Genomic DNA, 9,990 nt, shown 5'->3' on the forward strand with positions numbered 1-9,990 from the left:
TCGCCCCATCGCGTTCTGTCAGAGGCAATGGCTAAGGTCGTCGGGTGCAGCACGGAGCTGAAAGCGCAGAGCCGCCCCGCACCGGGGGGATACAGCCGCCGCCCGCGGAGGAGTCGGTGGGGGAGCCGGTGCGCCCGGACGACTCCGGCGAGCCCGCCCACGGTGGGAGCGGATCTCCCGAGGTGACGCCATCGAGTGAGGCGGGGACGTTCGGCGAGGCGGGGACGGTGGGCGAGGCGGGCACAGCCCCGCAGGGGCTGCTGGCGTCCGCGCCGCCCGACTGGGACTACCAGCCGCCGCGCGTCCGCATCTGGCAGCGCCGGGCGCTGCGCCTGACCCTGGTGGTCACGGTCCTGGCGGTCTGCGCCCTGATCATGCTGTGGACGGTCCGCAGGGAGACGGGCACACACGGCTTCCTGGTGGGCCTGGGCCTGGCCACGCTGCCGAGCCCGCTGCTCATCCTCGCGTTCCGCTGGATCGACAAGGTCGACCCGGCCCCGTGGCGCAACATGGCGTTCGCCTTCGCCTGGGGAGCGTTCGCGGCGACGCTGGTGGCGATCGTGGCGAACAGCTTCGCGGCGGAGTGGATCGCCTCGGGCCTCCCCGTGGGCCGTACCCGCGAGGCGGACCTGTGGACGGCGTCACTCGTGGCCCCGGTCGTGGAGGAGACGGCGAAGGCGGGGGCCGTACTCCTGCTGTTCTTCTTCCGCCGCCGCCACTTCACAGGGCTGGTGGACGGGATCGTCATCGCCGGCATAGCCGCGACGGGCTTCGCCTTCACGGAGAACATCCTCTACCTGGGCAGGGCGTACGGCGAGGACCAGAACCTCGGCTACGACACCCCGTTCTCGATCACGGCGGCGACGTTCATAGTCCGCGGGATCTTCTCCCCCTTCGCCCACCCCCTCTTCACGGCGATGACGGGCATCGGCTTCGGCCTGGCGGCGATGACGGCGCGCGACCGCAAGGCGCGGCGCACGCTGCTCCCGATCGCGGGCGTGCTCACGGCGATGCTGATGCACGGCATGTGGAACGGCTCGCTGGTCTTCGGCGGTCTGGGCTTCCTGGCGGTGTACGCACTGTTCATGGTCCCCGTGTTCGGCCTGCTGATCTGGCTGGCGATCTGGTCCAGGGGCCGCGAACTGCGCACGCTGAAGGACAAGCTCCCGGCGTACGCGACAGCGGGCTGGCTCACGCTCCCGGAGCCGCACGCCCTGTCGAAGTTCCGCACCCGCAAACTGGCCCGCGACCTCGCCGCGCGCACGCACGGCAAGCCGGGCAAGAAGGCGGTCCGCGAGTACGAACGGGCGGCCACGTCCCTGGCCCTGCTGCGCGCCCACGCGGAGCGGGGCAACCTGGCCCCGGACTTCACGACCGCGGAGGCGGCCCTCCTGAACACGCTGTGGGAACACAGGGTGATAGCCCAGCCGGCCCTGACCCAGGCAGCCTGGTCGGACCTGCGCCCCCGCCTCCCGATGCAGTGGCACCCGGGCATGCCCCCGCACCCCGGCATGTACCCGCCCGCTGCAGCGCCGTACGGCCCCCCGCCGGGGGCGTACGGCCCTCCGACGGGCACGTATCCGGCCCCTCCGGGGGCGTACGGCAACCCGGGCCTGTACCCGGCCCCTCCGGGGACGTACCCCCCGCCGGGCGCGTACCCGCCCCCGCCCGGCACCGCCCACCCCCCGGCGAACACGGTCCCCGCCCCCGCCGCGAGGCCGTACCCCCACCCGGCGGCGGCCCAGCACTTCCCACCCCCGGCAGGCAGCCCCGCCCGAACCGAACCCACCACCCCGGGCTGGGGGATGGGCGGGGGACGGCACACCTGATCCGTCCGCTTCCGCGTACGCCTGTCAGTGCCCCGTGCTGTACTTCACCCACACCGCAGCACGTCGGCAGTGGGGGGCATGTGAACGGGGATATCGCCGCGCCGGACCTTCAGGCGGGGATCTACGAGAAGCTGATCACGACGCGTCTGGAAGCGCGCATCACCCAGCTCGAGGCCGGGGGCTGGCACGTGGTCCGGGACACGGTCGGCGCGGAGTCCACTCCCCACGTACTCGCCGCGCACATCGGCGCCGCCGTCCGTGACCTTCTCCAGTCCTCCCCCGCGGAGAAGCGCGTCCGGATGGTCAACCAGATCCTCGACGCCCTGAGCAGCCTGGAGGACGCGAAGCAGTGGATCGAGCAGGTGGCCGACGGCCCGCGGCAGCTGCACGCCCTCTTCGAGCCCACGGCACCCGGCGTCTACGCGCTGAACCGGCCCTCCATCCCGCTGTCCGAATCGGCGCTCCTGACCAACGCACCCGACGACCCGAGCCTGGGCTCGGAGCTCCGGGCCGAGCTCGCCACCGCCGACCGGGTCGACCTCCTGTGCGCCTTCGTCAAATGGACGGGCCTGCGGGTTCTGGAGCAGCGACTGAAGCAGTCCCGCGAGCGCGGGGTCGCCCTCCGGGTCATCACCACCACGTATCTGGGAGCGACCGAGCAGGGCGCCCTGGACCGCCTCGTCCGCGACTTCGGCGCCGAGGTGAAGGTCAACTACGAGCTCCGCTCGACCAGGCTGCACGCCAAGGCGTGGCTGTTCCGGCGCAGGAGCGGATACGACACGGCGTACGTGGGCAGCTCCAACCTCTCCCGGGCCGCCCTCCTGGACGGTCTGGAGTGGAACGTCCGCCTGTCGTCGGTCGCAACGCCGGCCGCTCTGCGGAAGTTCGAGGCGACCTTCGACGCCTACTGGAGCGAGCCCGCGTTCGAGACGTACGACCCGGACGACGAGGTGCAGCGGCAGCGGCTCGCCGAGGCCCTCCGGAAGGCCCGCAGCGGGCCTTCCGCGAGCGCCGACGGCTCCCGGGTGATCTCACTCTCCGGCCTGGAGGTACGGCCGTATCCGCACCAGCGCGACATGCTCGAGAGGCTTGAGACCGAGCGCAAGGTCCGCGACCGGCACCGCAACCTCCTGGTGGCGGCGACGGGAACAGGGAAGACCGTGATGGCGGCGCTCGACTACAGGAACCTGTGCACCGAGCACGGACGCAGGCTTCGGCTGCTGTTCGTCGCCCACCGCCGGGAGATCCTCGACCAGTCGCTGCGTACCTACCGGGAGGTTCTGCAGGACGCCGACTTCGGTGAGCAGCATGTCGGGGGCGCCGTCCCCGTGCACGGCACCCATGTGTTCGCCAGCGTCCAGTCCCTCAACTCGCAGCCGCTGGACCGTTACGAGCGGGACCGTTTCGAGGTCGTCGTCATCGACGAGTTCCACCATGGGACAGCGGCCACGTACCGCCGGGTCGTCGACCACTTCCAGCCGCGCGAGCTCCTGGGGCTCACGGCCACGCCGGAGCGTATGGACGGGCGGAGCATCCAGGACGAGTTCTTCGACGGCCGGATCGCGGCGGAGATGCGTCTGTGGGAGGCCCTGGAGAACGACCTCCTCAGCCCCTTCCACTACTTCGGCGTCTCCGACACCGCCGACCTCCGGTCGGTCGCCTGGTCGCGCGGCTCGTACGACGAGACGGCGCTGAGCAACGTGCTGACGGGCGACACGGCCCGGGCCCTGCTGGTCGTGCGCGCGGTGAAGGACAAGATCAGCGACCCTGCGGGCATGCGGGCGCTGGGTTTCTGCGTCTCGGTCGCCCACGCGGAGTTCATGGCCGGGTACTTCCGGAGCGCGGGCTTCGCGGCCGTGGCCCTCTCGGGGAGTACGCCGGAGACGGAACGCCGGCACGCCCTGCACGCCTTGAAGCAGGGCGACATCCAGGTGGTGTTCTCCGTCGACCTGCTCAACGAGGGGCTCGACATCCCGAACGTGGACACGCTGCTCCTTCTCCGGCCGACACAGAGCGCCACGGTGTTCCTCCAGCAGCTCGGCCGTGGACTGCGCAGGACGGAGGACAAGGCCGTCCTCACCGTTCTCGACTTCATCGGCATGCACTGCAAGGAGTTCCGCTTCGAGAACCAGTTCCGTGCCCTCACGAATCTCACCCGCCGCCGTCTCCGCGAAAGCATCGAGCAGGACTTCCCCCAGCTCCCCTCCGGTTGCCAGATCGTGCTGGAGCCGAAGGCGAAGGAGCGGGTGCTGGAGAACATCCGCAGCCAGCTCGGCGTGAACGCGAGACAGCTCGCCCAGGAGATCGCGGCCTACGCCGAACCCGCGCTGGCGGACTACCTGCGCGAGAGCGGCCGGGACATCAAGGAGATCTATCGCGCGGGCCGCTCGTGGACGGGACTGCTGCGGAAGGCCGGCATCCTCCGCGAGCCGGCTCCGGATACGGAGGGGGCGCTGCTCAAGCGGATGCCTGCGCTCCTGCATGTCGACGACCGCGACCGTGCGGACCTCTACGCCCTGCTGCTCTCGGACGCCGCGCCCTCCTACGACGACCTGAGCCCGGAGGACCGCCGTCGTGCCCGGATGCTCTTCTTCACCCTCTGGCCCACGGGCGGCGGCTTCGCCTCCTACCAGGAGGGCTTCGACACCGTTAGTCCGCTGACCGCCTTCCGCTCAGAGGCCCGGCAGGTGCTGGCCCATGCGATCGGCGACGCGGACCATCTGCCGATCCCCCTGCTCGGCGACCTGGGAGGCATCCCCCTGCGGATCCACTGCTCGTACAGCAGGGAGGAGATCCTCGCCGCCCTGGGTGAGGCGCATCTGAACGGCGGCCTTCTGCCGGGCAACTTCCAGGAAGGGGTGCGCTGGTGTGAGGGAATCAGCGCCGATGCCCTCCTCATCACCCTCGAGAAGGACGAGAAGGACTTCTCCCCGCAGACTCGCTATCACGACTACGCCCTCAACGAGAGTCTCTTCCACTGGGAATCCCAGAACCGGACGGCGGAGACCTCCGCGACGGGCAAGCGCTACCGAACCCACGCCGCGTCGGGCACGCACGTCCTGCCATTCGTCCGCCGCTACAAGAAGACGGACATCGGCGGCCCCCAGCCCTGGATGTTCCTGGGCCCCGCCACCTACACCGGCCACACGGGCAGCCGCCCCATGGCGATCACCTGGCACCTCAAGCACCAACTCCCCGCGGACGTCTGGTCCTACTCGGCGATCGCCGCCGGTTAGCCGTCCACGCCCCCGGACGCTGCGGGCGCGGTCTGAGACGCGGCTGAGACAGGAACCCTTCTTCACCACTCGCACGAGTGCCTCTGTGTGACCGTCCCGTCACCACGTGCTTGCTGGGCGGGCCTTCGGGCATGTCCAGCCGCGAGTGACTCGCGGTCGGCGTGAGGGCAGCGCTCGGAGGAGGAACATGATGCACAGGTACGGCTCGCTCGCGCGGGGATTCGTGGCCGCTTCCGCCAGCTTGGCCACCGCGTTGGCCTTCGCCACCCCCGCGGAGGCGAGCGCCGTGGGGTACGCCAAGGTCGACAAGTTCTGCTACGAGGCCGGTGGGCACAACCTCTGCCTGCCTACAACCACCCTCGGGCACTCCATCAAGGGATCAGGGCGCACGATCACCAGGGAAGAAGCGTCGGTGCAGGACACCCTGGGCGGCGACACGGCGGGCGGCAAGTGGTGCAACTGGCGGATCGACTGGCGGTACGCCGACACCGCGGGTCGCACCTATCGGACGAGCAAGGGGCCGATGCACCACTCGTGCGGAGGCTTGACCTCCATCGGCCGTATCGACAAGACCAGGAAGACGTTGAAGCACTACGGCAAGGCCTGCGCCGCCTTCTTCGCGGGGAACAAGGTCCGGGCCGTGCAGTGCCACAACATCGTCAAGTAGGAATGGGTGAGCAGCATGGGGCGGCGGATCCTCACCGCGCGAGGCCATCAGGCACTTCGGTGGGGCCTGGTGTTCCTGGTCGCGCTCACGGTCGCGGCATTCGCGGTGCCCGTGGTGCTCTCGCTGCTGCCGCAGAGCTGGGTGGGCGGCTGGTCCGATGCCGCTTACAGCCGGATCACACTCGCCGTGGCGGCAGCCGGGTGCGTAGTCCTGGCGTACTGGACCCGGCGGGGGCGAGCCGGTCGTTGAGCCGGCTCGCCCCTCCGCGGGGAGGGTTACGCCGACGCCTCCGTCAGGGCCGTGACCTCGGCCTCTGTCAGGCGCAGCTCCGTTGCCGCCAGGAGTGCGGGGAGTTGGGCCACCGTGCGGGCCGACGCTATCGGGGCTGTGATGGTGGGCTGGGCGAGGAGCCAGGCCAGGGCCACCGAGGCCACCTCGGTGTTGTGGGCGGCGGCGATGGTGTCCAGGGTGGACAGGACGCGGCGGCCGCGGTCCGTCGTGAGGTGCTTGGCGGCGCCTGCGGCGCGAGGGCTGTCCACCTCTGCCTCGTCGCGGTATTTGCCCGTCAGGAAGCCTGAGGCCAGGCTGTAGTACGGCAGGACCGCCAGGTCGTACTCCTGTGCCAGGGACTGGCGCTCGCCCTCGTACGTGTCCCGTGACATCAGGCTGTAGTGGGGCTGCAGGGCGCTGTAGCGGGCCAGGCCCTCCGTTTCGCTGAAGGTCAGGGAGGCCCGGAGGCGGTCCGGGGTGAGGTTCGACGCCGCGATCTCGCGGACCTTGCCGGCTCGGACCAGGTCGTCCAACGCCGTGATGATCTCCGGGATCTCGATCGACTCGTCGTCGAAGTGCGTGTAGTAGAGGTCGATGTGGTCCGTGTTCAGGCGGCGGAGTGAGTCCTCCGCGGCCGCCTTGATGTTCGCCGCCGACAGGCCCTTGCGGGCCGGGTGTGCGCCCACCTTCGTCGCGATCACCATCTCGTCGCGGTTGCCCCGCGATTCCATCCAGCGGCCCAGGATCGTCTCCGATTCGCCGCCCTCGTTGCCCGGGACCCAGGCGGAGTACGCGTCTGCCGTGTCGACGAAGTTGCCGCCGGCCGCCGCGTAGGCGTCCAGGACCTTGAACGATTCCGTCTCGTCCGCCGTCCAGCCGAAGACGTTGCCGCCCAGGTTGAGCGGGAAGACGGAGAGGGCGCCTATCCGGCGGTGGGGCGTGGTGGATGCAGAGGTCATGTAGGCGGCAACGATCTCGTGGAGCGGGATGTTCCGCCTCGGCCGCGGTCCGGTGAACCCGCTTCCCGCGCCTCGTAGTCCATCGGACTGAGCGCGGACATGCCGAGCGGCCCTGGTGTCGGGGGGTAGGCCACCAGGGCCGCCGGCGATCGGGGGCACGCCTGTGGACGCCGGGGGAAGGCGGCGTTCGGGGCGTGCTTGGTTGGCGTGAGGGTGGGAGGGCCCGGCGGGCAGTGCCCGTGGGCGGGACCCCGGCGGGCGGGGTCCCGGCCGGGTCAGGTCAGACCGTGGCGCCGTGGTTGCGGAGCCAGGTCATCGGGTCGATCGGGGAGCCGCCGTCGGGGCGCACCTCGAGGTGCAGGTGCGGGCCCGTGACGTTGCCGGTGGCGCCGACGCGGCCGATCATGTCGCCCGTCGTCACCTCGCCCGACGACTTGAGGATCGACGACAGGTGGTTGTACCAGACCTCGGTGCCGTCATCGAGGGTGACGATGATCTGGTAGCCGTACGAACCCGCCCAGCCGGCGCTGGTGATGGTGCCGCCGTGCACGGCGTAGACGGGGGTGCCGGTCGAGGCGGCGAAGTCCAGGCCCGTGTGGTAACCGCTGGACCACATGTCGCCGGCCTGGCCGAACGTGGAGGTGATCGTGTACGAGGAGAGCGGGGCTATGTAGCTCGCCGCCAGCTTGGCCAGGCGCTCGGCCTCCGCCTTCTGGCGGGCCTCCTCCTCGGCCTTCTTGCGGGCCTCTTCCTCCAGGCGCTTCGCCTCGGCCTCGGCGTCCGCCTTGGCCTGGGCGGCCTCTTCGGCCGCCTTCTCCGCCGCGGCCTGCTCCAGCGCCGCGAGTTCGGCGGCGTCGGCCTCGGCCTGCTGCTGCGCGGCCTGCTCCAGGATGCGGGCGCGGAGCGCCTCGCCGGTGTCGGCCGTGGTCTGCTCGCCGTCGTCGGTGGCCAGTCCGGTCTGGACGAGCGGCGTGGTGGTCGTGGTGGTGGTCTCGGGTGCGTCGTCCTCGTCCGAGAACAGGGAGCCGACGCCCGGAAGGGACTCCGCCTCCGGAAGGCTGCTGGATATGCCGTGCGCGACGTCCGCGACCGGCTCCGGCATGGATATCGCCACGGGGGGCTTGGACTGGGCCTGCGCCATGCTGCTGGCGCCGACCGCCGCGAAGACGCCGACACCGAGAACCGCGCCGCTGCGGGCGACGCTGCCGCGGGTCTGCTTGGGGGCTCGTCGCCGGCCGCGGGTCGGACGGAGATCGTCCTGGCCGGGTGCCCACTCCTCGCGTGCCCAGGAGCCGGTTTCCTCGTAACTCTCGCCGTCGTACACGTAATCGTCGTACGACGCGCCCGGGCCGGGCCTGTTTGACGCCACGGAGGCGTACTCCTTTCCTTCCTTCTCGCCTACCGGGTTAGCTGACGGGTTCGGAGCAGGAAGGTCTCCTACGGGTTTTCCTCCGGTGGGAGGTCCGCCCGATTCACCCCAAGGTGGTTGGTTCCCCGGTTCCCTTGGTGCCGCAGGTGTTGCTGGTGTTGCCGGTGCTGCACTTCCAGGATTCGGCGTCGGCGCACGGTGCCGTCTCTTGCGACGGCAGTGACGACCGCGCTGCGTTATCGAACGCTAGTGGAGAAACCCCGGTGATTCCAAGTCGTTCAGGCCCTTGGCTTGCACCTTTGGCGAGGACTTAAACGGGCAGGCCATGGCGGAATCGGACAAGTTGGGTTGAGATTTGATTACGGTCTCGGGCTGACGGTGCGTCAGTCGTTATGCAGAGGGGGGTCAGTTGATTACGCAGTGTGGACAGGGGCGTGGTGCGGGTCACGGCCGATGGCGATCAGGGCCATGTCGTCGGCCGTCCTGCCGCCCGTGTGGCGGGACACGTCCTCGATGATCCCGTCGAGCAGCGACTCGGGGCTGCTGAAGATCCGGCCGTGCAGGCGGTCCGCCAGATCGTAGAAGCGGCCCTTCCCGTCCCGGGCCTCCGTCACGCCGTCGGTGAAGAGGACGAGTGTCGCGCCGGCGGGGAGGTTCAGCTCCAGCGTCTCGTCCGGCCACTCCCCCAGATCGCCCATGCCGAGGGGGAGGGAGGGTGTGGACGGCTCGCAGACCAGGACGGCGCCGTCGGCCAGCAGGACCACGGGGGCCGGATGGCCCCGGTTCACCAGGCGCAGCCGCTCGCCGTCGGGGGTGATCTCCGCGAGTACGGCGGTGGTGAAGCCCTCGAACTGGTCCAGCCCCCGCCTCCGTACGCCCTCCCGGGCCAGCGCGTGCTCCAGCCGGGCGGCCACTCCGTCCAGGCGCCGCTCCTGTTCCGCCGCCTCGCGGAACGCGCCGATGACCACGGCGACCGCCTCGACGGCGTCCAGTCCCTTGCCGCGGACGTCGCCGGTGATCAGACGGACGCCGTGCGGGGTGTCCTGGACGGCGTACATGTCGCCGCCGATCCGGGCGTCGGCGTCCGCGGCCTGGTAGCGGGCGGCGACCTGCAGGCCGCCGATGCGGTGCTCGGGGGTGGGCAGTACGGCGCGCTGGGCGGTCTCCGCCACGACGCGGGCGGTCGCCAGGCGGCGGGTGGCGCGGCGGACGAGGACGTTGATGCAGACGGCGATGACGCCGACGACGAGTTGGGTGGTCATCTCGATGATCGACTCGGGTTTGTCGGCGGTGCCGTTGGCGACTTCGAGGACGACGTTGGCCAGGAGGGCGGCCACGGCGACGGCCACCGTCGCCCAGAGGCCGAGGAACGGGGCCGCGATCAGAGGGGCGGGCTCGAAGAAGGGGGAGGAGGTGAGGCCTTCCGGGGTGTACCAGTAGAAGACGCAGCCGAAGATGATCATCGCCCAGGGAAGGATCGCCATCAGGCGGGGGCGTCTGAGGGCGGGGCGGTGGAGGGACCGGCGGCGCCTCGGCGGCTGCGCCGCGGAGGGGGGTGGGTCGGGTGGGGGTGCCTCGTCGGTGGGGTGGGTTTGGTCGGGGGGGTGGGCTTGGTCCGTGGGCTGGGCTTGGTCCGTGGGCTGGGCTTGGTCCGTGGGCT

At 70.7% G+C, this 9,990-nt stretch carries 7 protein-coding genes and 1 riboswitch; of the genes, 4 read left to right on the top strand and 3 right to left on the bottom strand.

Going from position 1 to position 9,990, the window contains the following annotated elements; translation table 11 throughout:
* Nucleotides 1-182: 182 nt before the first annotated feature.
* From AB0M28_RS31130 to AB0M28_RS31145, 4 genes are all read left to right on the top strand, one after another.
* Nucleotides 183-1,829, top strand: a complete 1,647-nt coding sequence (locus AB0M28_RS31130; RefSeq protein ID WP_365412448.1) for a PrsW family intramembrane metalloprotease — start codon at nt 183-185, stop codon at nt 1,827-1,829.
* 80 nt (nt 1,830-1,909) lie between these two features.
* Nucleotides 1,910-5,065 carry a DUF3427 domain-containing protein gene (locus tag AB0M28_RS31135; protein WP_365412450.1) on the top strand — a complete coding sequence of 1,052 codons (3,156 nt, stop codon included), beginning with the start codon at nt 1,910-1,912 and terminating at the stop codon, nt 5,063-5,065.
* Between the two features lie 187 nt (nt 5,066-5,252).
* Complete coding sequence (locus AB0M28_RS31140) at nt 5,253-5,732, top strand: hypothetical protein (protein ID WP_365412452.1); 480 nt, start codon at nt 5,253-5,255, stop codon at nt 5,730-5,732.
* A 6-nt stretch (nt 5,733-5,738) separates the two neighbouring features.
* Nucleotides 5,739-5,981: a hypothetical protein gene (locus AB0M28_RS31145; protein ID WP_365412454.1), complete on the top strand. Its 243-nt coding sequence runs from the start codon at nt 5,739-5,741 to the stop codon at nt 5,979-5,981.
* A gap of 26 nt (nt 5,982-6,007) precedes the next feature.
* Here the strand turns inward: AB0M28_RS31145 and AB0M28_RS31150 are convergent, their stop codons facing one another.
* The 3 genes from AB0M28_RS31150 to AB0M28_RS31160 form a co-directional block, all read right to left on the bottom strand.
* Nucleotides 6,008-6,961, bottom strand: a complete 954-nt coding sequence (locus tag AB0M28_RS31150; RefSeq protein WP_365412456.1) for an aldo/keto reductase — start codon at nt 6,959-6,961, stop codon at nt 6,008-6,010.
* 280 nt (nt 6,962-7,241) lie between these two features.
* Nucleotides 7,242-8,330: a M23 family metallopeptidase gene (locus AB0M28_RS31155; protein WP_365412458.1), complete on the bottom strand. Its 1,089-nt coding sequence runs from the start codon at nt 8,328-8,330 to the stop codon at nt 7,242-7,244.
* Nucleotides 8,331-8,341: 11 nt separating this feature from the next.
* Nucleotides 8,342-8,528, bottom strand: a riboswitch (cyclic di-AMP (ydaO/yuaA leader).
* Nucleotides 8,529-8,743: 215 nt separating this feature from the next.
* Nucleotides 8,744-9,814, bottom strand: coding sequence for a PP2C family protein-serine/threonine phosphatase (locus tag AB0M28_RS31160; protein WP_365412460.1), 1,071 nt, complete (start codon nt 9,812-9,814; stop codon nt 8,744-8,746).
* Nucleotides 9,815-9,990 lie beyond the last annotated feature (176 nt).

Source organism: Streptomyces sp. NPDC051940, from assembly GCF_040680895.1.
In the GTDB taxonomy this organism is placed as follows: domain Bacteria; phylum Actinomycetota; class Actinomycetes; order Streptomycetales; family Streptomycetaceae; genus Streptomyces.

Excerpts from the sequence above, each read along its gene's own strand:
- AB0M28_RS31160 (WP_365412460.1), bottom strand. The coding sequence starts at position 9,814 with ATGGCGATCCTTCCCTGGGCGATGATCATCTTCGGCTGCGTCTTCTAC.
- AB0M28_RS31150 (WP_365412456.1), bottom strand. The coding sequence starts at position 6,961 with ATGACCTCTGCATCCACCACGCCCCACCGCCGGATAGGCGCCCTCTCC.
- AB0M28_RS31140 (WP_365412452.1), top strand. The coding sequence starts at position 5,253 with ATGATGCACAGGTACGGCTCGCTCGCGCGGGGATTCGTGGCCGCTTCC.